The organism is Parabacteroides faecis (assembly GCF_014647375.1).
GTDB classification, from domain to species: Bacteria; Bacteroidota; Bacteroidia; order Bacteroidales; family Tannerellaceae; genus Parabacteroides; species Parabacteroides faecis.
The window spans coordinates 250996-276294 of sequence record NZ_BMPB01000009.1 but is presented as its reverse complement, the minus strand read 5'-3'; the positions used below and the strand labels follow the sequence as shown (position 1 = coordinate 276294).

The 25299-nt window shown below is 43.1% G+C and carries 22 protein-coding genes; 15 read left to right on the top strand and 7 right to left on the bottom strand.

Annotated features, from left to right (window positions below):
- Positions 1-24: 24 nt before the first annotated feature.
- The 10 genes from IEY67_RS15130 to miaA all read left to right on the top strand — a co-directional run bounded on the left by IEY67_RS15130 (position 25) and on the right by miaA (position 9903).
- Positions 25-756 (top strand): class I SAM-dependent methyltransferase, encoded by a 732-nt coding sequence (locus tag IEY67_RS15130; RefSeq protein WP_183672161.1) that lies wholly within the window; start codon positions 25-27, stop codon positions 754-756.
- An 84-nt stretch (positions 757-840) separates the two neighbouring features.
- Positions 841-1746 carry a glucosaminidase domain-containing protein gene (locus IEY67_RS15125; protein WP_122375087.1) on the top strand — a complete coding sequence of 302 codons (906 nt, stop codon included), beginning with the start codon at positions 841-843 and terminating at the stop codon, positions 1744-1746.
- Positions 1747-1791: 45 nt separating this feature from the next.
- Positions 1792-2958 (top strand): AIR synthase related protein, encoded by a 1167-nt coding sequence (locus IEY67_RS15120; RefSeq protein ID WP_183672160.1) that lies wholly within the window; start codon positions 1792-1794, stop codon positions 2956-2958.
- Between the two features lie 8 nt (positions 2959-2966).
- Entirely contained in the window at positions 2967-4076 is a 1110-nt protein-coding gene (gene prfA / locus IEY67_RS15115; protein WP_122353746.1) for a peptide chain release factor 1, read from the top strand.
- Positions 4077-4103: 27 nt separating this feature from the next.
- The gene (gene pyrF / locus IEY67_RS15110) at positions 4104-4946 is read left to right on the top strand and encodes an orotidine-5'-phosphate decarboxylase (RefSeq protein WP_122353747.1); all 843 of its coding nucleotides are present in this window, start codon (positions 4104-4106) and stop codon (positions 4944-4946) included.
- An 88-nt stretch (positions 4947-5034) separates the two neighbouring features.
- Positions 5035-6075, top strand: a complete 1041-nt coding sequence (gene lpxD, locus IEY67_RS15105) for a UDP-3-O-(3-hydroxymyristoyl)glucosamine N-acyltransferase (protein ID WP_122375085.1) — start codon at positions 5035-5037, stop codon at positions 6073-6075.
- A 9-nt stretch (positions 6076-6084) separates the two neighbouring features.
- Positions 6085-7470 carry a bifunctional UDP-3-O-[3-hydroxymyristoyl] N-acetylglucosamine deacetylase/3-hydroxyacyl-ACP dehydratase gene (locus IEY67_RS15100; protein ID WP_122353749.1) on the top strand — a complete coding sequence of 462 codons (1386 nt, stop codon included), beginning with the start codon at positions 6085-6087 and terminating at the stop codon, positions 7468-7470.
- A gap of 14 nt (positions 7471-7484) precedes the next feature.
- Positions 7485-8270: an acyl-ACP--UDP-N-acetylglucosamine O-acyltransferase gene (gene lpxA, locus IEY67_RS15095; protein ID WP_122353750.1), complete on the top strand. Its 786-nt coding sequence runs from the start codon at positions 7485-7487 to the stop codon at positions 8268-8270.
- 163 nt (positions 8271-8433) lie between these two features.
- Positions 8434-8994 carry an IS1096 element passenger TnpR family protein gene (locus tag IEY67_RS15090; RefSeq protein ID WP_122353751.1) on the top strand — a complete coding sequence of 187 codons (561 nt, stop codon included), beginning with the start codon at positions 8434-8436 and terminating at the stop codon, positions 8992-8994.
- 3 nt (positions 8995-8997) lie between these two features.
- Positions 8998-9903, top strand: coding sequence for a tRNA (adenosine(37)-N6)-dimethylallyltransferase MiaA (gene miaA, locus IEY67_RS15085; RefSeq protein ID WP_122375084.1), 906 nt, complete (start codon positions 8998-9000; stop codon positions 9901-9903).
- Positions 9904-10482: 579 nt separating this feature from the next.
- On the opposite strand, the gene IEY67_RS15080 is transcribed toward miaA, so the two are convergent.
- From IEY67_RS15080 to IEY67_RS15060, 5 genes are all read right to left on the bottom strand, one after another.
- Positions 10483-11406, bottom strand: coding sequence for an Rpn family recombination-promoting nuclease/putative transposase (locus IEY67_RS15080; protein ID WP_183672159.1), 924 nt, complete (start codon positions 11404-11406; stop codon positions 10483-10485).
- A 197-nt stretch (positions 11407-11603) separates the two neighbouring features.
- Positions 11604-11975 (bottom strand): DMT family protein, encoded by a 372-nt coding sequence (locus IEY67_RS15075; RefSeq protein WP_122353755.1) that lies wholly within the window; start codon positions 11973-11975, stop codon positions 11604-11606.
- 3 nt (positions 11976-11978) lie between these two features.
- Complete coding sequence (locus tag IEY67_RS15070; protein ID WP_183672158.1) at positions 11979-13976, bottom strand: tetratricopeptide repeat-containing sensor histidine kinase; 1998 nt, start codon at positions 13974-13976, stop codon at positions 11979-11981.
- Positions 13977-14042: 66 nt separating this feature from the next.
- Positions 14043-16118, bottom strand: a complete 2076-nt coding sequence (locus IEY67_RS15065) for a sensor histidine kinase (protein ID WP_183672157.1) — start codon at positions 16116-16118, stop codon at positions 14043-14045.
- A gap of 98 nt (positions 16119-16216) precedes the next feature.
- On the bottom strand, positions 16217-16966 hold the full coding sequence (locus IEY67_RS15060) for a PP-loop family protein (protein ID WP_183672156.1): 750 nt from the start codon (positions 16964-16966) through the stop codon (positions 16217-16219).
- Between the two features lie 108 nt (positions 16967-17074).
- Here IEY67_RS15060 and IEY67_RS15055 point away from each other — a divergent pair, with 108 nt between their 5' ends.
- The 4 genes from IEY67_RS15055 to IEY67_RS15040 are packed head-to-tail and all read left to right on the top strand — an operon-like array spanning position 17075 to position 20897.
- A complete protein-coding gene (locus tag IEY67_RS15055; protein ID WP_183672155.1) occupies positions 17075-18514 on the top strand; it encodes a tetratricopeptide repeat protein in 1440 nt (479 codons plus the stop codon).
- A 14-nt stretch (positions 18515-18528) separates the two neighbouring features.
- Positions 18529-19017 (top strand): NfeD family protein, encoded by a 489-nt coding sequence (locus tag IEY67_RS15050; protein WP_183672154.1) that lies wholly within the window; start codon positions 18529-18531, stop codon positions 19015-19017.
- Between the two features lie 10 nt (positions 19018-19027).
- Positions 19028-20023: a flotillin-like protein FloA gene (gene floA, locus IEY67_RS15045; protein WP_122353761.1), complete on the top strand. Its 996-nt coding sequence runs from the start codon at positions 19028-19030 to the stop codon at positions 20021-20023.
- 4 nt (positions 20024-20027) lie between these two features.
- A complete protein-coding gene (locus tag IEY67_RS15040; RefSeq protein ID WP_183672153.1) occupies positions 20028-20897 on the top strand; it encodes a nucleoside phosphorylase in 870 nt (289 codons plus the stop codon).
- Between the two features lie 92 nt (positions 20898-20989).
- Here IEY67_RS15040 and IEY67_RS15035 read toward each other — a convergent pair whose 3' ends face one another.
- Positions 20990-22168, bottom strand: coding sequence for a glycoside hydrolase family 172 protein (locus IEY67_RS15035; RefSeq protein WP_183672152.1), 1179 nt, complete (start codon positions 22166-22168; stop codon positions 20990-20992).
- Positions 22169-22411: 243 nt separating this feature from the next.
- Here IEY67_RS15035 and rpiA point away from each other — a divergent pair, with 243 nt between their 5' ends.
- Positions 22412-23119: a ribose 5-phosphate isomerase A gene (gene rpiA, locus IEY67_RS15030; protein ID WP_122375077.1), complete on the top strand. Its 708-nt coding sequence runs from the start codon at positions 22412-22414 to the stop codon at positions 23117-23119.
- Between the two features lie 9 nt (positions 23120-23128).
- Here the strand turns inward: rpiA and IEY67_RS15025 are convergent, their stop codons facing one another.
- Positions 23129-25165, bottom strand: a complete 2037-nt coding sequence (locus tag IEY67_RS15025; RefSeq protein ID WP_183672151.1) for a hybrid sensor histidine kinase/response regulator transcription factor — start codon at positions 25163-25165, stop codon at positions 23129-23131.
- Between the last annotated feature and the right edge of the window lie 134 nt (positions 25166-25299).

The following is a 25299-nucleotide window of genomic DNA, read 5'->3' as shown; positions in this document are numbered from 1 at the left end:
AATACGAATAATTCCAATCAGTATATGCAAATACCTCTGCTCACACCTCAAAAAGACCCGATGGGTGCGGCTATCGCCGATTATTTTGCTAACGGTAAAGCCAGTAAACTGCGCGTTTTCTCTTCCATGTTCGACGAAGATGAGATTCCGGTAAAACAGTTATTCCGTAACTTCGCAGAAATGCCCGCACTCGAACAGGAAGCCCTCCGGATAAGTTACGGTAACATTCTCGATGTCGGAGCCGGAAGCGGTTGCCATTCGTTGGCATTACAGGAAATGGACAAGACAGTCAAAGCGATCGATATATCTCCATTATCAGTTGAAACGATGCAAAAAAGAGGAGTAAAAGAGGTTAGCCTGGATAATTTTTTTAGCGAACAGTTCCACGGTTCCTTCGATACGATCCTGATGCTGATGAACGGTTCGGGAATCGTTGGAAAGATCAGCAATCTTCCGGTTTTCTTTGACGCGTTAAAGCGCCTGCTTGCTCCGGGAGGTTACGTGTTAATGGATTCCTCCGACCTGCGTTACCTCTTTGAAGACGAAGACGGTAATCTCGATATAGATATGGAAGACGACTATTACGGTGAAGTAGATTTTCGTATGCAATATAAGAATATAAAAGGCGACCGCTTCGACTGGTTATATCTGGATTTTCAAACGCTCTGCCTACATGCTGCCAACAACGGGTTCAAAGCGGAAAAGATACAGGAAGGTGAGCATTATGATTATCTGGCTAAAATTAGCAGTATATAAACCTGCTTTTTATAGATTATTTAGAAGAATAATATATCCAGCTTCATTATCTTTGCGAAAATAAATACTTTAGAGAGCTCTTTTATGAAACTAACGATACGTATTTTTTGCCTTTTATTTTTCATTGCGACATTTGCGGAAGCAGCAACCCAGAGGAAAATACCTTCCTACGAAAAATATATAAAGACATACAGCACTCTGGCTGTGGAACAACAAAGGCAACACCGGATTCCTGCCAGTATCACACTCGCACAGGGATTACTTGAATCCGGAGCCGGACAAAGCGATCTGGCACGCCGTTCAAACAACCACTTCGGTATCAAATGCCATTCAGACTGGCGTGGCGGACGCGTATATCATGATGATGATTTACGCGGTGAATGTTTCCGGAAGTACAAACGGGTGGAAGATTCGTATGAAGACCATTCCAAATTCCTGAAACGCTCACGCTACGAATCTCTGTTCCGTCTAAAGATCACCGATTATAAAGGATGGGCAAGAGGCCTGCAGAAATGCGGTTACGCAACCGACCGTGCCTATGCCAATAAACTGATCAAAGTGATTGAGGATTACGAACTTTATCGTTACGATTCCGGAAAAATACAGAAAACGACACATCAGGAAAAGAAGAAACAAAAATATCCGTCGGTCAACTACACGATATACAGAACTTTCGGACTGTTGTATGTCTATGCAAAAGAGAACGACAGTTTCGACCAGATCGCACGCAATCTGGACTTCAGCGTCAGAGAACTGAAAAAATACAATGAGGTGCCGGAAGACTTCCCATTGCAGAAAGGCGATATCGTCTATCTGGAAAAGAAGAAGAAAAAGGCAGACAAGCCTAATTACGACCATGTTGTACAGATCGGAGAGTCCATGCACAGCATTGCACAGAAATACGGAATACAGATTAAGAGCCTGTATAAGATGAATAAAAAAGACAAAGATTACGTTCCTGAAGAAGGAGATGTGCTTAAACTTAGATAAGTAACATAAAAAAATAGTATCTTTGCAGCCAAATATGTAAAAACAATGAGTGACCAACGTTACAACCTGCGCGGTGTATCCGCTTCAAAAGAAGATGTTCACAATGCGATAAAGAACATCGATAAGGGAATATTCCCTAAAGCATTTTGTAAGATCATCCCCGATATACTAGGCGGTGATCCTGAATATTGCAACATTATGCACGCTGACGGAGCCGGAACGAAATCATCCCTGGCTTACATGTACTGGAAAGAAACCGGAGATCTGTCTGTGTGGAAAGGTATAGCTCAGGATGCACTGATCATGAACATCGACGACTTGCTGTGTGTAGGCGCAGTAAACAATATACTCGTTTCTTCCACTATCGGACGCAATAAACTACTGATCCCCGGCGAAGTCATCTCCGCCATTATTAACGGAACGGACGAACTGCTGGCCGAACTGCGTGAAATGGGCGTAGGCTGTTATGCAACCGGAGGCGAGACTGCCGATGTGGGCGATCTGGTTCGTACCATCATTGTGGACAGTACCGTTACCTGCCGCATGAAACGGTCGGATGTGGTTGACAACAGTAATATACAGGGTGGAGACGTAATTGTCGGCATGGCTTCTTACGGACAATCTACCTACGAAAAAGAATATAACGGCGGAACCGGCAGCAATGGCCTGACCTCTGCCCGTCACGACGTATTCGCCAAATATCTGGCAAGCAAATATCCGGAAAGCTATGATGCAGCCGTTCCTGACGAATTGGTTTATTCAGGCGGACTGAAACTGACCGACAAGATCGAAGAACTGGGTATCGACGCCGGAAAACTGGTATTGTCTCCTACCCGCACCTATGCTCCTGTGATCAAAGTGTTGCTGGATAAACTGCGTCCGCAGATACACGGTATGGTACACTGTTCCGGCGGAGCACAGACCAAAGTGATGCATTTTGTAGAAAACAAACGTGTGACAAAGAACAACCTGTTCCCTGTCCCTCCCCTTTTCCGCATTATTCAGGAACAGAGCGGAACGGACTGGAGCGAAATGTATAAAGTGTTCAACATGGGCCACCGCATGGAAATTTACCTATCGCCCGAACATGCAGAAGAAGTGATCGGCATTGCCAAAAGCTTCAATATCGACGCACAGGTTGTAGGCTTCGTGGAAGAAGCAGATAAAAACGAATTGATCATTGAAAGCGAAAAAGGTCGCTTCGTATATTAATCTGATAAATGGCCGATAATAATTTATTAGGAAGACTAGACGGATTAGTAAGCCGTTTTGAAGAAGTCGGGACACTGATCACCGACCCGGCAGTGATTGCCGATATGAAACGGTTTGTAAAACTCAATAAAGAGTACCGCGATCTGGAGAAAATCGTGGTTACCCGCAACGAATATGTCAATACTTTAAACGGAATAAAAGAAGCACGCCAACTGCTGGAAACGGAACAGGACCCCGAAATGAGGGAAATTGCCCGTGATGAGTTGGATGCCTGCAACGCCCGTATCCCGGAACTGGAAGAAGAGATCAAGCTGTTGCTTGTCCCCAGCGATCCGGAAGACGACAAGAATGCCATCGTTGAAATACGCGGCGGAACGGGAGGCGATGAGGCCGCCCTTTTTGCCGGCGATTTATATCGTATGTACATGAAGTACTGCGAAACCAAAGGTTGGAAAGTAGCTCTGTCGAGTTGCAGCGAAGGTTCGTCGGGCGGATATAAGGAAATTATCTTTACCGTCAGCGGTGAAAAAGCATACGGTACACTTAAATATGAATCGGGTGTACACCGCGTTCAGCGCGTGCCCAGCACCGAAACCCAGGGACGTGTACATACTTCAGCAGCCACCGTGGCTGTGCTCCCCGAAGCAGACGAGTTTGATGTTGAAATTAATGAAGGTGAAATTAAATGGGATACATTCCGTTCGGGAGGTGCCGGCGGCCAGAATGTGAACAAGGTCGAATCGGGCGTACGCTTGCGTTATGTCTGGAAAAACCCGAACACCGGCGTGAGCGAAGAGATCCTGATCGAATGTACGGAGACACGCGACCAGCCGAAAAACAAGGAACGTGCACTCACCCGCCTGCGTTCTTTTATCTACGACAAAGAACATCAGAAATACCTGGACGACATTGCCAACAAACGTAAGACAATGGTTTCGTCGGGCGACCGATCCGCGAAGATCCGGACATACAACTATCCGCAAGGACGTATCACCGATCATCGTATCAACTACACGATCTATAATTTATCAGCTTTCATGGATGGCGACATACAATCCTGCATCGACCAACTGACTGTTGCCGAAAATGCAGAACGTCTGAAAGAGGCCGAACTATAACAATTTCACTATTTGACACAAGACAAGATGAACAAGCAACAATTATTCGAAAACATTAAAAAGAAACAATCTTTCCTTTGCGTTGGATTGGATACAGATATAAAAAAAATCCCGCAGCATTTACTTTCTGAAGAAGATCCTATCTTTGCTTTCAATAAGGCGATCATCGACGCTACAGCCGACTATTGCGTAGCTTACAAACCGAACCTGGCTTTCTATGAGAGTCTGGGAGTTAAAGGGATGCTCGCGTTTGAAAAGACAGTCACTTACCTGCGTGAAAATTATCCGGACCAGTTCATTATCGCCGACGCAAAACGTGGCGACATCGGTAACACATCCGAGATGTACGCCCGCTCTTTCTTCGATCATATCAAGGTAGACGCCGTTACGGTGGCCCCTTATATGGGTGAAGACAGCGTGAAACCGTTCCTGATCTATCCGGAAGCATGGGTGATCCTGCTGGCATTGACCTCCAACAAAGGTTCACAGGATTTCCAGATGACGGAAGATGCCAACGGCGAACGTCTGTTTGAAAAAGTATTGAAGAAGTCGCAGGATTGGGCTACCGACGAACAGATGATGTACGTTGTCGGTGCAACTCAGGGGAAAATGTTCCTCGATATCCGTAAACAGGCTCCCAACCACTTCCTGTTGGTACCGGGTGTCGGTGCACAAGGAGGCAGTCTGCAGGAAGTTGCCCAGTACGGAATGAACGATCAGTGCGGTTTGCTTGTTAATTCTTCACGTGCGATCATTTACGTAGACAAATCGGAAAATTTCGCATCATTTGCCCGTGAAGCAGCACAGGCAGTACAACGTGAAATGGCAGGATATCTGCATGATAAAGGAATTATTCCCTGTAAAGCATAGGCTATCCCAATAATTTTCACCATTTTTGCAAACTGCTTTGTTCTTAGTGGAGCAGTCTCAATTCAAATACAATATAACAAAATAAGTAATGGAGTTATCAGCCCAACAAATAGCGGACTTTCTTGGCGGAACCGTTGATGGCAACCCGGAAGTGAAAGTCAGCAACTTCTCAAAAATAGAAGAAGGACAACCCGGAACACTGACGTTCCTGGCAAATCCTAAGTACGAACATTATATCTATAATACAGAAGCGAGCATTGTTCTGGTAAATAACGACTTTTCTCCGGCTGAACAGATTACTGCTACTTTAGTAAAAGTAGAAAATGCCTATTCTGCTCTTGCTATGTTACTCAATCTGGTAGAACAGTCAAAACCTAAAAAGACCGGAGTTTCTTCAACCGCATTTATCGCAGCTTCTGCCACATTGGGAGAAGGTTGCTTTGTCGGCAATTTCGCCTATATCGGGGATAATGTCAGACTGGGAAAGAATTGTCAGGTATATCCCAACGCATATATCGGGGATAATGTAACTATCGGAGATAACTGCATTCTTTATCCGCACACGACTATTTACAACGGATGTAAGATCGGAAGCAACTGTATCCTGCATGCCGGTTCGGTAATCGGTTCGGACGGATTCGGGTTCGCCCCCGAAGGAGAAAATTACAAGAAGATCCCGCAGCTGGGAAACGTCATACTGGAAGACAACGTAGAAGTTGGAGCCAACACGACGATCGACCGTGCCGTAATGGGTTCTACCATCATTCATAAAGGTGTGAAACTGGACAACCTGGTTCAGATCGCCCATAATGTGGAAGTTGGAGAAAATACGGTAATGGCGGCCCAGGTAGGTATAGCCGGTTCTGTTAAGATCGGCAGTCACTGTATGTTCGGCGGCCAGGTAGGTCTGGCAGGACATATCCATATTGCCGACCATGTAGTATTCGGTGCCCAGGCAGGTGTGATCAGCGACATTAAGGAAGCAAAAACCGTTTTGGGTGCTCCTGCTATCGATGCGAAAAACTTCATGCGTTCGAGTGCCATATTCAACCGTCTGCCGGATATGTACCGCACGATGGGACAGTTACAACGCGAGATCGAACAACTAAAGAAAGAAATCAATAAATAATTATATAATATGCAGAAACAAAAGACGCTAGCCAAAAGTTTCTCGATGCAAGGCAAAGGCTTGCATACCGGACTGGACATTCAGATCACGTTCAACCCGGCACCAGAAAACCACGGATACAAAATTAAACGTGTCGACCTGGAAGGAGAACCTGTTATCGATGCATTGGCAGAAAATGTGGCCAGCACACAAAGAGGTACCGTTCTATCCAAGAACGGCATTCAGATCAGCACTGTCGAACATGCTATGGCAGCTTTATATGCCTATGAGATCGACAACTGCCTGATTGAAGTGAACGCACCGGAATTCCCTATCCTGGACGGCAGCTCACGCTTCTTCTCCGAAGAAATCCAGCAAGCAGGGATCGTTGAACAAAACGCTCCGAAAGACTTCTATATAGTAAAGCATAAGATTGAAGTTAAAGACGAAGAAACCGGTTCTTCACTCATCATCCTTCCGGATGAAAAGTTCAGCGTAAACGTACTGATCTCTTTCGATTCTCCGGTATTGTCCAACCAGTTCGCTACACTGAACGACCTGAGCGAATTTCCGGAAGAAATTGCAGCTTCCCGTACATTCGTATTTGTCCGCGAAGTTGAAATGCTCCGCCAGAACAACCTGATCAAAGGCGGAGACCTGGATAACGCGATCGTTATCTACGACAAGAAGATGCCGCAGGAAACACTTGACAAACTGGCCGACGAAGTAGGTATCCCTCATAAGGATGTACACGACCTGGGATATATCAATAATAAACCTCTGGTGTTCGACAACGAACCCGCCCGCCATAAACTGATCGACGTACTCGGCGACCTAGCATTGATCGGCAAGCCTATCCGCGGACGTATCATCGCAACCCGTCCGGGACATAAGATCAACAATCAACTGGCCCGCATGATCCGCAAGGACATCAAATTAAACGAGGTACAGGCTCCGGTTTACGATCCGAACGCCGAACCGATCATGGATATCAACCGCATCCGCGAATTACTCCCGCACCGTTACCCGTTCCTGTTGGTCGATAAGATCATCGAAATCGGCGGTAACTACATTGTCGGAATAAAAAATATTACCACAAACGAACCGTTCTTTACCGGACACTTCCCGCAGGAACCTGTTACACCGGGTGTTTTGCTGGTTGAAGCAATGGCACAGACAGGCGGTTTGCTTGTTCTCAATTCAGTAGACGAACCGGAACGTTATTCCACTTACTTCATGAAGATCGACGGCGTGAAATTCCGTCAGAAAGTGGTTCCCGGAGATACATTGATCCTACGTCTGGAACTGCTGGCTCCTATCCGCCGCGGTATTTCAACGATGAAGGGGTATATCTTCGTAGGTGACAAACTGGTTTGCGAAGCTGAATTTATGGCTCAGATCATTAAAAACAAATAATAATAAAGAAGGCAATGAATCAATCCCCTTTAGCAGTCGTTCATCCCGAAGCAAAGATCGGTGAGAATGTAACGATAGATCCTTTCGCAGTGATTGAAAAGGATGTAGTAATAGGCGACAATTGTCATATATATTCACATGCAGTCATTCTCGACGGGGCACGGATAGGAAACAACTGTTCCATTTTCCCGGGAGCTGTAATTGCCGGTGTTCCACAAGACCTCAAGTTCAAAGGTGAGCAGACAACCGCAGAAGTCGGAAACAATACGACGATCCGCGAATGTGTCACGATCAACCGCGGAACTGCTTCGAAGGGAAAAACCGTTGTCGGAAACGATTGCCTGATCATGGCATATTCCCATATTGCACACGACTGCGTACTGAAAGATCATATCATCATCGGGAATGCATCCCAGATAGCCGGCGAAGTGGAGATTGACGATTTTGCTATTGTCAGCGGCGGTAGCCTAGTTCACCAGTTTACCCGCATTTCGAAACATGTGATGGTTCAGGGCGGCTCACGTATCGGTAAAGATATTCCTCCTTACACACTGATCGGCCGCGATCCGATCGTTTACTGCGGTATCAATATCGTAGGATTGCGCCGCCGCGGATTTACCAATCAACAAGTGTTCCTGATCCAGGATATCTACCGTACGTTATATACCCGCGGTTTGAACAATACGGAAGCGTTGAAAGCTATCGAGACCGAATACGAACCCAGCGAGGAAAGAGACTTGATACTCAACTTTATCAAGACTTCCGAACGTGGTATCGTCAGAGGTTCCATCGACGAGTAAACGATAAGAAATACAAACTATTTCAAAAGGCTGTCAGCTTCTTTCAGGACTGACGGCCTTTTGTATTTATTTACTTCACGTAATATGCCTCTTTTTTTAGACTGTTATATATGGGTATTGATATTTTTTACTACTTTTGAACCAACAAAAAACTAAAAAGACTATGGTATTCAGATTCCTCATTCTATCAGATGAAGTAGATGACTTCAAACGCGAAATCAAGATTGATGCGGAAGCAACTTTCCTTGACCTGCACGATGCCATCCTGGACTCGGTTGGCTACACGAAAGATCAAATGTGCTCTTTCTTTATTTGTGACGACGATTGGAGCAAAAATACAGAAATTACATTAGTTGAAATGGACACCACTTCGGAAGTGGATAACTATATAATGGAAGAAACTCGCCTGGAAGAATTGCTTGAAGACGAGCATCAGAAACTTATGTTCGTTTTCGACTACATGACCGAACGTGCTTTCTTCATGGAACTCCGCGAAATCGAACCGGGCAAGGATCTCGACAAAGCGATCGTCAGCAAATCGATCGGCCTTCCTCCTGCTCAGACAATCGACTTCGACCAGTTCGAGACCAAGAACGGAAGCACAGAGATCGGCGAAGATTTTTACGGCGATTCAGAATACGACATCGACGAACTGGATAAAGAAGGTTTCGAAGGCTTAGCCGACGGACCGATAGATAACCCGTACGACGACGAGCGTTTTTAATAAATGAATTCCCTTGTCATATTACTCGGGCCGACAGGAGTCGGAAAGACCGAATTGAGCCTGCGTGTAGCAGAACATTTCGGTTCTCCTATTATTTCATCCGACTCCCGTCAGCTCTATAAAGACCTTCCTGTCGGGACAGCTGCCCCCACTGCAGAGCAAATGGCAAGAGTCAGGCATTACATGGTCGGGACTTTAAACCTGACCGATTATTACAGTGCCAGTAACTTTGAAGAAGACGTTATCTCCCTTTTAAATACACTTCACCAGACAACACCGACAGTCGTTATGACCGGCGGGTCTATGATGTATATCGATGCCGTATGTAAAGGCATCGATGACATTCCGACTGTTACCCCGGAGATACGCGAAGCCATTTACGCTCAGTTCAAGCGTGAAGGGTTGGAAAATATTCTGCAGGAATTGCAGGAAGCAGACCCGGTGCATTATGAAGAAGTAGACCGGATGAACTACAAACGGGTCATTCATGCGGTCGAGATTTGCCGGATGACAGGAAAACCTTACTCTTCTTTCCGTACGAACAGCCGGAAAGAGCGTCCGTTCAGGATCATCAAAATAGGTTTGACACGCGATCGCGAAGAGCTATGCGACCGTATCAACCGCCGTGTTGACCAGATGATGGCAGACGGTTTATTGGAGGAAGCCCGCAAGGTTTATCCTTTCCGCCATTTGAATTCTCTCAATACAGTCGGTTACAAAGAATTATTCAAATATTTTGACGGCGAATGGTCGCTCGACCTGGCCGTTGAAAAGATCAAACGCAACTCCCGCGTCTATGCCCGCAAACAAATGACCTGGTTCAAGCGGGACGAAGAGATAGAATGGTTTCATCCGGAACAGGAAACAGAGATTATAAACTTCATTGAAACACAAGTGAAGCGATTCTGAATTAACACAGAACCAAAGTTTTCAAAATCCATCTGCCATCTGTCACACATTCTATTATCCAACTGACTATCAATCCAATAAACGTTGCAGACGACTCGTTTTATCCGCAACTGCATCTGTCACCATCTGTCACCTTGCTATCAGAATAACAAGCCCCTGCACATCCACTATTTAGCAATTGATTAACAAGCAGTTAGCACCATCATTCTTATTCACCATATTTACCCTCTACATGATAGCAGAATACCCTGTACATCATAGTCGACGATTCTCTACACCTTAGACGATTACCCTGTACATCCTGGTTTTAGTAAACAAGCACCTTTATACTAATTTCAAGGTACCAGGCAGTTACTACTAAACGATGCAATGACTAATTTCACCTATATGAATCAGATTACAAAGAGAGAGTGACAGATGATGGCAGATGCAGTTGCAGATAAAACAACGCATCTGCCACATTTATTACACTAATAACCAATAAGATACACAGAAAGGTAACAGATGGCAGATGAATTTTGAAAACTTTGTGTTAGTTATTATAAGAAATCATATATACTCGTCCGACACCAGCAGCCTCTATAACTTCTCTATTTCCTCTACCGGTAATCCTGTACATTCAGCAATGTCGGCTGTACTTATGCCCAAACGTTTCATATTAGCTGCTGTTTGTTGTAACTTGGCCTCACCTTCTGCTTTTCCTTCGGCCAACCCTTCGATCCGGCCTTCCCATTTGGCAGTGTCGAGCACGTCGTTCTGAATCATGATTACATTCAGATGTTCATCGTATGCATGTCGCTCACTCGTAGACATCGAGTAGTATTTCAGTTTCTCGCGGGCTTCACGAAGGCCCGGCGTTGTCGTGTCCGGACGGATCGTCCCGTCTTTCAGATATTCGATCCATTCGTCCAGAGGGGTCATAGCGACTTTGTCGAACTCGTTTACACGGATCAGGATGTATTCGGGGAAGATCTCAGCCGGCAAGTGGGTGATGACGGCATCACGGTCGCGCATGTTGATTCGCAGGCGGTCACCGGTATGTACACCCGTGAAATGATTCTGCCCGTGGTAAAAATAATCCGTTCCCACACCGAGGTCGAAATAGAGGATACTGATGGAGTAGACTTTCTTCACTTTCTGATAACCTTCACCCAACGAGATATGCTCGGTGATGGCTTTGGCTACGCCGTAAAGGATGCGTTCGAGATAATGCACTTCGCGGGTATTCTGAATTTCGACGATAATGATCTCGCCTTTGCTGTTCTTCGCCTTGATGTCGACACGGTTGAACTTGTCATCGGCACTCTTCTGGTTACCTTCGCTTTCAAGGATTTCGAGGATATGAACCTCTTCGCGCAGCATGACGGTCAGGAAACCTTCGAGCACATCGAAGTTGGCCTTCTGGCGCAACAAGCGCTTGATGGCCCAATCGAAACGGATATACCGGTCCTGCAACTCTTTTCTTTCATTCTCTGCCATGACTTTCGGATCTGAATTTTTCATAATTAAGTGTTTTATGTGTTACGTAATACACAAAGATATACATAATTCATAGACGATCTCTAATTAGACAAAATAAAATTACTAACAAAAAGTGATAGTCAGAAAATAATCTTATCCATACAACGAACCCACCTTCAGAAATATATTCATCCAACGAATAAATTCCAAAGGTGGGTTCATCCTTTGCTATTGCTTATTTACTTCTTAAATACCAAATATACGGCCGCTACCAGAAACAAGCAAGCCAGCGCATGATTCCATTTAAAAGACTCTCCTTTAAAAGCAACCGTACTGAAAGCGACAAATACAACAAGCGTAATAACCTCCTGAATTACTTTCAGTTGAATCAAATTGAACGGTCCTCCATTCTCCCTGAATCCCATACGGTTAGCCGGTACCTGAAAGCAATACTCAAAAAAGGCCAGAAACCAACTGAATAAGATCACACCGATCAAGGGTAGGTGCTCAAACCAACTGAACTGTTGTTTCATTTTCAAATGTCCGTACCACGCACATGTCATAAAGATGTTGGATACGATCAATAAAAGAATTGTATAAAATCCTTGCATTTTCTAATTTATATAAGGGTGAGTAAAAACAAAACGTGCACCATTCGTATATTCCGGATCTATATTGACCTCACCTCCCAGGTGTTCCGCTATTATTCTGCAAATGGTAAGCCCTAAGCCAGATCCCTGTGAAAATTCATCCAGCTTTTCAAAACGTTCAAATATCTTTTCCTGTTTATCCAAAGGAATCCCCGGCCCTGTATCGGTAACAGTGAAACGAACGATACGGGCCTCTTCATCTACAAATAAGGACAAGTTGATCTCGCCTTCTTTCGTAAACTTGACAGCGTTATCCAATAAGCGTGATATCAGCTGGCTTAGTTGTTGAGATGCGGTCATTATCGTAAAAGAACCTACAGAAGTATCGAATGTTAACTTTATATCTGAAGACAAATAATAACGGATATTACTCAAAGCCTCCCTGCAGCATCCTACCAACTCACAAGGTTCGATAGCCAGCTTGACCGTTCCGGCTTCCAGACGCGAAAGATCCAGCACATCATTTACGAGGTTGAGCAAAAGGTTTGTATTTTTACTGATAAGATTGACAAATCCGACCTTTTCTTCTTCTTCCGTTACAGGATCTGACAACAAGCAGGAAAATCCGACAATTGCGTTCAACGGAGTACGTATCTCATGGCTGATATTTGCTATGAACGCATTTTTCAATTGATTGGCTATCTCTGCATTCTTTTTCTCCTGATTCAGATTCTCTCTCGATATAATCAATGAATTGCGTTCCACGATCAAAGCATCCTTCAACTTCTGAATACGACGGTAATACAAAAATAAAACGATGAACAGAATCAGAAGAACCAAAGAAATAAGAATCACACAGGCTGAAAGACGCTGCTTCTCTTCTACCTGTATTTTGTTTATCTGCAGTTCTTTCTCACGGACATTCTGTTCATTGATGTCATACGCAAGCCTTAAGTTATTGATCTGCCGTATCAGCGACTCATTATTATCTTTCTCTGTGATTTGGTATATCTGATTATATACGTCCAACGCTTCTTCAAATCTTCCCGTTTCAGATAAAATATTTACTTTAAGTTTCATTACTTCAAATTCGGGGTTATCAGCTAAAATGAAATCTATTAAAGCAAGTGCTTCATCATATTTTTTCAATTTCTTATAATAAAAAGCTTTTGTATATAGGAAATAGTAGACTGAGTAATCTTCATGAGGAAACATTCCTTCTTTATAAAAAGAAGATGCTATAGCCAATTCTTTTTCTGCCTCCTCCAGTTTATCCTGATGTAAGTATAGATTCACCTGAAAAGAAGACATTAACCACTCATACCAGTTTATTTCGTAAACGATATTCTTTTTCTTATTTTCTTCATCCCTCCAACTCAGAACCTGCTCATATTTGGCCAAATATTCTTTTGCTTCATCTATATTCCCTAAACATAAATTCAAATCGATCAGATAAGATAAAACTCTCAACTGATAGCCCGGATATTCACCCAATTTTTCCAATCCGGACAATACATCCCGGAAAGCGACAAGGGCAGCACTATCCCGGCGGCTGTACAAATAAATCAATCCAAGAATATCCGAACTACAGATCATCCCATAAACATGGTCATTTTTGTGAGCTTTATCATATAAAGATATTGCGTCGGCAATAACCTGCTCATACTGGCCGCTCTCCAACATCATATTCGCCTTATTCAGGTGGGCATCATAAGAGATATCCGGATTTATTTTTTTCTCTTCAACCAATGAGTCTATATGGTCTACCCAATAATTATAACGATCCGTCATTCCATGATTATGACAATAGATCATCAACTCCGAGAGCGCCTTAAAACTAAACGTCAGGGAGTCTGCCTGAAAGCTTTCGGATAACAAAGCCTCGATATAAACAATGACCTCAGGCTGGTCGTAATATTTATTTATATAGTTTTCAAGCTCTGTCAGCGTTTTTGCAGAACCAGCTACCGAGCGTGTATTTTGTAAACGCAAATCGTCCTCCGATCCTTCCTCCTCTATCACAGCAAATGCGGTTTGAGAAAAAAACATCAATAAGAATATTATATATGTACAGGAACTTCTCATAATCTATACTTTATTGATTTCGGGAACATCGAACGGATGAATGAAAACAAAACGCGCTCCATCAGTATAAGCCGAATCAATATAAACAGAGCCACCCAGTTGCTCGGCAATCATTTTACAAATAGCAAGCCCCAAACCGGCTCCCTGAACATAATCATCCAGTTTTTCAAAGCGTCCGAAAACTTTCTCCTGCTTATCCGGTGGAATGCCGCAACCGGTATCGGTCACTTCAACCCGCACCTGTCGTTGTTCTTCATCTATATAGACTGCCAAATCAATTTTCCCCTGATGGGTAAACTTGGCCGCATTCGTTAAAAGATTCAGTAACATTTGCTGGAAGCGAACAGGGTCTGTATTCAAAACAAATGACTCATCCTGCATCGACAAAGTAAGACTTACCCCCTGCTCGACCCTGTGCAACACACTATCTATGGCATCTTTACAAATGGAGTATAACCTGCAAGGCTTCAAAGACACGACCAAATTACCGGACTCCATATGTGAAAGATCCAACACATCATTTATCAGATTCAATAACAAATCGGAATTATTCTGGATGATCGATGAATATCCTCTCCTTTCGTCTTCATCACAATCCGGGTCGATAACCAAAGAGGAAAAACCGACTATCGCATTTAACGGCGTGCGTATCTCATGGCTTATATTAGCCATAAAAGCACTTTTCATATGACTGGCATTTTCAGCCTTTACTTTCGCTTTAAATAAATCGTTCTGGGATTCTATCAATAATTGCTTCTCATCCAGCAATTCGTTCTTCAACCGGCGGGAACGTCTTAAGAACTGGAGTAAAATAATAATAAGTATCACCAAAAGTATTAACACACAGCAGGAAATAACGAACAACCGCTGATTCTGCCTCACTTTCAGATGACTGATTTGAAGTTCTTTATCCTGAATATCTTTATCGTTCACATTATGCAGGGTACGGAGTTGTTCCACCTGTCTGATAAAAGCTTTGTCATTCCTTTCATCAACACCCTGAAGATATTTTTTATACAAACCGACCGCTTCTTCATGCCTGCCTAAATGAGATAAAATATCTATTTTCTGACGGATCACATTGGGGTCGTCATGTTGGGAAAGAATAGAATCGACCGCAGCCAAAGCTAAGGAATATGCACCGTTCTCACAATGGAAATAAGCCAGTTCATTAAAATAGGATAAAACGGCAATATTGAACTTTCCTGCACGCTCTATCTGACTTCCATACTCCACCATCTGTTCTAAGCTTTGTCTGGCCTTTTGCATCTCCCCCTTCTTTAAAAACAGATCCACATTAAAAGCATACGACATCCAACGATGCCAGTTAGAACGATTGACTATCTGATTTTTTCTATTTATCTCATCCTGCAGATCCAAACTGATCTCATATTTATCCAAAGCCTCCCGTGCCTCCTCCAATCGATTGGAGGATAATGCGGTTCTTATCATATTGGAAAGAATATAAATACGGTACTGCAAATCCCCATTCGATTCTTCCAATAAGCGCAAAGCTTCTTGGAAGAAAGAGAAAGCCAGACTATCCTGCTGGCTTGTCTGGTAAATGATTCCTAATGTTTCGGAACTACAGATTTGTCCATATACCTGCCTGCTCGCTTTTGCCTTGTTCTGCATTCTGACAGCTTCATCGACCGATAACTCTCCATCCCCCTGATATAAAAACTGCTTGCTTACAAAACTATGAACATCATAATATACATCAGGATTATCCTTTCTTTTCAAAATCAGAGAATCGATATAATGCGCCCACAACTGCAGACTATCCATATCCGGAATGTTATAATAATAACGGGATAAATTCGATAAAGCATCGTAAACCATAGAGATAGAATCGACCGACGACGCCTTATCCAACATCGCTGTAAGATATTGAACTTCTACTGCTTTATCACGATTCATTGCCGCCAGTTCTTTCAGAGCCTTTAACACGCTTGCCGGATCACGATCTTCATGCAGGATGTTTATCAAACTATCCGATTTATGGCTATCCTTCCCATATAGCTGCATAAATAGCATCAAAAACAATAACGGAAATATATAAATTCTTTCCTTTTTCATTTGGAATTCAAGACCTTATTAATAGTCGCAAAGATATGAGATAATTTCAAATATTGATGATTTTCAGAAAGAATACGCAATAAGATGATAACAAAATTCTACTTATCTATTTTTTGTGGAAGATACTCTTTTTGAATATTGTTCATACTGTTCCAAATACTGTAACGTGCCTCCGGGTTGATAGCCTCCAGGCGTGCCAGGACCTCTTTCATATCCGAACGGCTGGACTCCGATTCATACGGGCAGTTTTTGATCTGTTTGCGATATCCCCTCCATCCCGCTATACGGATCAGCTCTTTCTCTTCGACCAGGCACATCGGACGGATGATCTCCATGGCGAATTTATCCATCTTCAAACGCGGAGGCATCGTCCCGATCGCCCCCTGATGTGTCATATTCATCAGCAATGTTTCAAGAATATCATCCTGATGGTGTCCCAAAGCTATCTTGTTGCAGTTCTGTTTTTTCGCAATATCGAACAAAGCCTTCCGGCGTGTCCAGGAACAAAGGAAACAAGGCGATTTACGCGTATCGGTAGAAGCGTCGAAACTTGTTTCATGAATGATAAAAGGCAATCCATGTTCGTCGGCACAGCTTTTCAGATATTCCAAATCCGAACTGTAAGGGATGTTGGTCATTACAATATGTGCGACAACCACTTCGAAGCGGGGATGATATATTTTGGAACGCCGTCCCAGCAGATCGACAAGGGCTAAAGAGTCCTTTCCACCCGACAATCCGATCAGGATACGGTCGCCGTCAGCAATCAGGCCATATTCATAAATAGCCTTTTTCACCTTCTCTTCTACTTTCCGGAACAGGAGCTCTTCTACTGTCAATTTTGCCATATCTATTCTTAAATCGGGCACAAAAATAGATATTTATCCAATGAATTGTATGCTTAACTAAAAATATTATTATCTTTGAATCAGTATAATTATATTATAATAAGAGACATGAGCCGGTTATCTAAGAAACTGTTTTACACAATTGGAATTACATTACTTTGCTGCAGCCTGCAGGCACAGAGCCTGGACCAGGCAAAAAAACTATACAACGAAGGTCAATACGCCGAGGCTAAACCTGCCTTTGAGAAACTGGTGAAGCAAGCTCCCAGCAACTCTTCCTATAACCTTTGGTACGGTGTTTGCTGCTATGAGACCGGAGATATCGCCGGTGCGGAAAAACATTTGAAAGTTGCAGTGAAACGCAAAGTACAGGATGCTTACCGCTACCTGGCAGACGTTTATTATCAAACCTACCGCTTTGATGAAGCTGCCGAAATGCTGGAAGAATACATCGACCTGCTGACAAAGAAGAAACAGGATACGCAGGCTTTTGAAACCAAACTCAACCTGGCAGAGAACGCTCACCGGATGATGGAAAAAACGGAAGATGTGCAGATTATAGACAGCATCGTTGTCGACAAAGATGATTTCCTGGCAGCCTATACATTAAGCGAAGAAAGCGGAACACTGGTTTCTTTTAAAGACTTCTTCCAGACAAACGAACCTGTCGCTTCTTCTGTTTATATGAATCAGAAAGGTGACAAGATTTATTATGCCCATGCTACGGATAACGACCGTTATTGTCTTTTCACCCAATCCAAACTGATGGACAAATGGGGAGATGAAAAACAGTTACCCATGAATATCAACAGCAAAGAAGACGATAACTATCCTTTTGTCTTGTCGGATGGCGTTACGATCTATTATGCATCCAAAGGAAACGGATCGTTGGGAGGATATGACTTGTTCGTAACCCGTTATAACATCAATTCGGACACTTACCTGGCTCCGGAACAGTTGAGTATGCCTTTCAACTCACCGTTCAACGACTACATGATGGTGTATGACGAGACAAAAGAATTGGGATGGTTCGTTTCAGACCGCTTCCAACCGGAAGACAAAGTTTGTGTCTACCTGTTCATCCCGAACAACGAACACAGCCGTGTAGAAAGTGAAGACATCGAGATGAAGCGCGCCCGTGCCGCCATCACTTCCATACAGGATTCATGGAAACCGGGAAGCGATTACAGTAACCTGGTAGAACTGGCCCATAAGGAGATCCCTTACGGTGAAGTGAAGATCGAGAAAGATTTCGAATTCGTGATAAACAACAGCCTGGTTTACTACAAACTGGATGAGATCAAGAGTCCGGAAGCCAAAAGTTACTACGGCAAAGTTGTTGCACTGAACAAACAAATAAAAGAACTGAATGAAAAGCTGGCAGACCTCAGAGCCTCCTATTCTTCCGGGAATAGTGCTAAAAAGGAACAGCTGAAACCGTCCATTCTGGAAGCGGAAGAACAATTGAACAGCTTGCTCGATCAGCCGGAAGAATTGGAAAAGAAAGCTCGTAACATCGAAATTAATTATTTAAAAAGTAACAGATAGAACACGCAACTATTATGATCTGGGAAATAACCATTATTGTCTTCTTAATGCTGGTAGCCATCGTGCTTATCTTGCTGGAAATATTTCTTCTGCCGGGGATAACGATCGCCGGTGTCGGAGGATTCCTTTTCGCTGCAGCAGGTGTGATTTACGCCTATACTGTCGGTGAAATGGCGGGACATATCACCTTGTTCCTGTCGTTAACCGCTTTTGCCGCAGCTTTTGTGTGGTTATTACGCGCCAGGTCGTTCAACAAGGTTGCCCTGAAAACAGATGTCGACTCCAAACTGACGTCGAGCCGTGACCTGGGTATCGAACCGGGCGATGAAGGCATCACCCTCTCCCGCCTTGCCCCTATCGGGAAAGCGCGTATCAAAGGTATTACGGTCGAAGCCAAGTCGTTGGACGAGTTGATAGATGAAAATACACCGATCGAAGTGCTGCGCGTAGACGGCTACAACGTATTGGTAAAGAGAAAAGAACAAACAGATATTCACGCTTAATTTAATTTATATGGAAGAATTGAACTATTTGCCTTTTATCCTACTGGGTGCAGCGGTATTGCTGCTGGCAATTTTCTTTTACTATGTGCCGTTCCTGCTATGGATCTCGGCCAAGGTTTCGGGTGTAAACATTTCGTTGATACAGCTATTTCTGATGCGTATCCGTAATGTTCCTCCTTATGTTATCGCCCGTGCCATGATTGAAGCGCATAAAGCCGGTTTGAAAACTCTGACCCGTGATGAACTGGAAGCGCATTACCTGGCTGGCGGACATGTCGAGAAAGTGGTTCACGCACTGGTTTCAGCCTCTAAGGCTAATATAGATCTGCCATTCCAGATGGCTACCGCTATCGACCTTGCCGGTCGTGACGTATTCGAAGCCGTTCAGATGTCGGTTAATCCGAAAGTGATCGACACGCCTCCGGTGACCGCTGTTGCGAAAGACGGTATCCAGTTGATAGCTAAAGCCCGTGTTACCGTTCGCGCCAATATCAAACAGTTGGTGGGTGGCGCCGGTGAAGAAACGATCCTGGCCCGTGTCGGTGAAGGTATCGTATCGTCTATCGGTTCTTCCGAAAGCCATAAAACAGTATTGGAGAATCCTGATTCGATCTCTAAGCTGGTGCTTCGTAAAGGATTAGATGCGGGTACAGCTTTTGAAATCCTGTCCATTGATATTGCGGATATCGACATAGGTAAGAATATCGGTGCATTCCTTCAGATGGACCAGGCACAGGCTGATAAGAATATCGCCCAGGCTAAGGCCGAAGAACGCCGTGCAATGGCAGTTGCCCTGGAACAGGAAATGAAAGCAAAAGCCCAGGAAGCCCGTGCGAAGGTGATCGAAGCGGAAGCGGAAGTTCCGAAAGCAATGGCAGAAGCTTTCCGTTCAGGGAATCTGGGTATCATGGATTATTATAAAATGAAGAACATCGATGCGGACACTTCTATGCGCGAAGCCATAGCAAAGCCCGTTAATGCACCTTCAAAACCGCTTAAAGACTAAAAAGATGAGAGTTATTCCCGAATCCGAATTAATTATAAATGCAGATGGAAGCGCTTTCCATCTGCATCTTAAGCCGGAACAGCTGGCAGACAAAGTGATCCTGGTCGGTGATCCTGACAGGGTTTCAACCGTTGCTTCTTACTTCGACACGCAGGAGTGCGAGGTTTCCAGCCGGGAGTTTCATACTATCACAGGGACTTATAAAGGGAAACGTCTTACCGTTGTTTCCCATGGTATCGGTACGGACAATATAGATATTGTTCTGAATGAACTGGATGCACTGGCAAACATCGACTTTGCAACCCGAACAGTAAAACCGGCATTCAAACAATTGACGTTGGTACGTGTAGGAACGTCGGGAGGTCTTCAGCCATTCGTTCCTGTCGGTACTTATGTTGCTGCGGAGAAATCCATCGGTTTTGATGGGGTTATTTATTTCTATGCAGATACCGAACGTGTCAGGGATACGGCTTTTGAAGCAGCGTTGAAAGAACAACTAGACTGGAAACTTTCCGGTCTTTCACCTTATGTCGTCTCAGCCGACCATTCTCTGATAGAACAGATCACAGGGAACGATATTATCCGTGGCGTCACGATTGCAGCAAACGGCTTTTACGGTCCGCAGGGACGCGAATTGCGTCTGCCTCTTGCTGATCCGAAATTGAATGAAAAGATCGAAGCATTCAATTACAACGGACGGCAAATTACCAATTTTGAAATGGAAAGTTCATCTCTGGCCGGTCTCGCCGCCCTGATGGGACACCGCGCTATGACAGTCTGCTGTATCATTGCAGGCCGCGTAGACAAGAATATGAACACAAACTATAAAGGTTCTTTAACCAGACTGATAGAAACTGTACTGGACAGAATATAAATAATGTGGCAATTGCCACATTATTTAATTAGAAACGCCTGCTCTCTCTTTAAATATCTTTAATTGACGCTTTTCTCATATTTCATAAGTTTCTACCATTTGGGAATCTCCAGATTATCTTTATTGGGTAAAGATGGAAATTTAGCATGCGGCTCTGCCTGATACCAAAAAGAAGTGGAAGAAATATCCGATTTTTGGTTATTGTAGCGTCCGTCATGTCTCCAACCCAAATCTTGTATTGTTACTTTCAAATCTTTATCAAACCGGATCGGGTCCAGAATATGCCAGCGATAAAGTCCAAAAGCCGTAACCGCACGATATAAGCCATCAGGCCGGATTACCTGGTGCATCCCGGCATAAGGAGTCGTAAATTCCTGATATTGATGCGTCTTAGGATTTTCAAAATTATATGATCCGCAAAAATAATCTTCCGTCCCCGTTCCACAAATCGTCGGATTATTCTTATCTCCATCCATATAAAATTTAATCTCACCCTCTCCCCACCAACAATTATCATTTACACGCCACGCCAGATAAGTTCCAACATATTGTCCTTTCCCTTTCACTCCGTCCAACAAAGTATGCAACGAGCCTTCCGTGGGATTTGAACGACGAAATTGAGCATGAAAGTAAGCTTCATCTTCAGGCACATCTGTCAAAGTGTAGTTTATCTGATAATACAATCTCATCTCATCACGATTATTGATATTCTCCAAAGTAATCCGTGCTTTCTTTCTAAAAGGCATTTTCCAATAACAATTAAAGGCACTTCCCGGATTTACACATACAGCTAAAGATGATAGTTGTGCATATTCACTATAAGCGCTACAGAAAAAATCACCTACCGGACATTCTACAGAAGGTTCCGTCTCATCATCCCAATACATCCTGATAATGGAAAAGCGCCAGTTTCCTGTCGGGGTCATCCAAATCTGCTGAATGGCTCCTGAACCTTCAATCTCAGCTATAGTTATCGTTTCTCCCGGTTTTACTATAATAAAAGGATTTACTTTCCATCCTTTACCTAAATCCTTAGAAGCAGCCCAGGCATTCGCTTTATTAATAATATCTTTATCTTTCAAAGGATCGGCGGTAGCTCCATTACCCTTTGCTCCTGTATAATTCTCAGGGCTTATGGAACGAGTCTTCGCATTTGATAATCTGGATAAATTTCCCATATTCATATCTAATCCGTTGAAAGAATAGTTCTGTGCATGGACAGCACACGTCAGCATAAACAAAACATAAGATAAAACACCTAATTTTCTCATTTTCGTAGTATTTAAATTATTGATATCTCAAAGTTTATGACCTTTCAAGGCAAAAAATCAAACAAATAACATAAAAAAACGATTCCCTGTCTTTTCAATATAGCAAATATAACAAATAAAACGTTTAAGTATAAGCCAATCGTTATAAATCAAGAAACAGCCTATTCTATCATATATTTAAAATAAAAATTAAGAGAAAGCAACTAAATCACGAATCATATTGTTTCATAAAAAAAGAATATCATGGAAAGGGAGAAAACAATAATTAATTCGTTGGAATGGGGTAAAGAGATTTCCAACCGGGAAGAGAAAGAAAAGGTCGCCGAAAAGATTGCCTCTATGGTAACTGACAATGATATTATCGGTGTAGGCTCAGGTTCGACTGCTTATCTGGCCCTGTTAAAGATTGCCGAACGTATCCGGAACGAACAACTCCATATCCGGGCAATTCCGACTTCCCAGGAGATAAAGATGGCCTGCGCCAAACTCGGCATACCTCTAACAAGTCTCCTTGAACATAAACCCAACTGGACTTTTGACGGGGCAGACGAAATAGACTTCAGCCATAATATGATAAAGGGACGTGGCGGTGCCATGTTCAAAGAGAAGCTGCTGATCAGTTCCAGTCCGCGGACATTTATTATAGCAGACTCTTCCAAGATGGTCTCGAAACTAGGCTCCCGCTTCCCGGTTCCGGTTGAGATATTTCCGGATGCACTGGTCCATGTAGACCAGGCTTTACAGTCATTAAGCCCTGTAGAAATAAAACTCCGGATGGCACAAGGCAAAGACGGTCCGGTCATCACAGAAAATGGAAACCTGATACTCGATGTCCGCTTCGACAATATCCCGGATAACCTGGAAAATGCCATCAAATCTATTACGGGTGTGATAGAAAGCGGACTTTTCATGCATTATGAAGTTCTGATATTGAGTAGCGAGGAACTATAAGCCAGGTGATCACCTTTTATTATTTACCTCGATGAACTCTTTCGGAGTACAGCCATTCTTTTTCAGAAAAGCCCGGTAAAAGCTCGTGCGGTTAGAAAAGCCTGATTTGAAGACAATCTCCTGAATGGTAAATTTGGATTTCAACAGTAAGTTTTCTGCTACTGCAAGTCTTCCGTCATATATAATTTCCTGCAGACCTTTATCAGTCACCTCTTTTAATTTACGATACAGGCTACGCACGCTCATCCCTAATTCACTAGCGATAAAATCAGGAGACAGATTCTCGTTTTGTATGTTTTTATTGATAATTGCATGTATTTTCTTTAAAAACTTTCGGTCTTCCGTATGTTGCAGTTTGCCCATATCCAACTCATAAGCGCTTAACGGAGAAGCAAAGTAATCTTTCAAATCTTCTTTACGGTTCAGATGGCTTCTTATTGTCGTTTTAAGATATTCGCTGTCAAAAGGCTTTGTGATATAGAACTCAGCTCCCGCTTGAATCGCTTCTGTCTGTGTCTCAATATCATGTACGGCAGAGATTATGATCAAAGGGATATGAGAGGTACTTTTATCCGATTTCAACAAGGCAGCCAGCGTAATTCCGTCAATTTCTTCCATCATTATATCACATAATATGATATCAGTATGATTTTTAGACAGGAGATCAATCGCCTTAGAAGAGCTGTTTATCGGTAATACATTAAAATCAGAAGACAGGAGATCACATATATACCAAAGCATTTCCGGATCATCATCGATTACAGTGACAGTAGGCCGGTCCTCTATATATTTGTATTTTATCGAAGGTAAAACAAATTCGGGAATAAGAAAGTTACTGACCGTACCTATCCCATTATCTTTTTCAGTTTTAGTAATTTGCAACGGAGGCAAATCAACTGTAAAAGTCGTTGTTTCACCGGGAATGCTCCGGGCATTAATCTTTCCCGAGAGAAGTTTCACCATACTGGCTGTAATGGCCAATCCCAATCCATTCCGCCTCCACCCTTTTTGCTTCCCATAGTTATCCAGAATCGTAAACCGGTTAAAGATATGCCCGATGTCCTCTTCGCTGATGCCTTTCCCTTTGTTTATTACTAAGATCCTGAGATTTCCGTTTTTTGTAGAAATATCGACTGTTACCGGTTCCTCATTACTATATTTTACGGCATTTGATACCAGGTTAATCAGAATCGTAGTCAGAAATCTCTCATCGGAATTCCAAAAGAGATTAGGTTCATACTGCCTTATCACACTTATTTCCGAGCCTGATGTGTTAACCTTAAAGGCCTCGATCACCCGGTCTGTAATCTCTGAAACATTCAGGCCAGTTACCTCTGCCTGTTTATAGCCTGATTCCATCTGCTTAAAATCCATCAAATCACTGATCAACGAATTCATACGCTTTGCATTCCGGTTAATGACATGAACGTATTTTATTGCCTGAGGACTTACATTCTTTTGTTCCAGGAGCAGTTTACAGGGTCCAGAAATAAGTGTCAGAGGTGTACTGAACTCATGGGCGATATCTGTAAAAAAGTCAAGCTTGGACTCATATAAGCGTTCTTTCAGTTCGGCTTCAGCCTTTGCTGTATTTACTTTTTTCAGTTCCAGGATCAGAGACTCGAATTTCCTCTTATTATATTCGGCCCGTATAAGTGTATAATAAAACAACAGGATGGGAAGACATGCTATCACGGAAACCAGGTAATTCATGAAATAATCCGGTACATCTAACAGTCGATACGTATAGAAAACATAAACGATTATGCCTAACACGAAATAGAATGTCCACAAAAGATACTCTTTCAAAAGACCGTTATAAAACTTATCATAATATATTTCTTTCTCTATATAGGCATGCATCCGCCAGTTTCCATAATATAATATAGGAATAGCAACGATCAGTTCCTTCAAGTGTTGAACCGAGATCATCTCCAGCTTGTTCAATGAGAAGCCGATCACCCAATGTATCGACTGCTGGCAGATAACAGCCAAAAGAATCGGCAAAATCCATTTCCGTATATCAGGCATAAAGTAGAGTATCATATTTTCTACAAATGTATATAAATATCAGACTATAAAATGTAACGGAGAGTGACATTTATGTTACCATTTGCGCCAAAGCATATATCATAAATGCTCCTGCTTTTTTTATGTCAAAGACTTAAATACATTTGCAC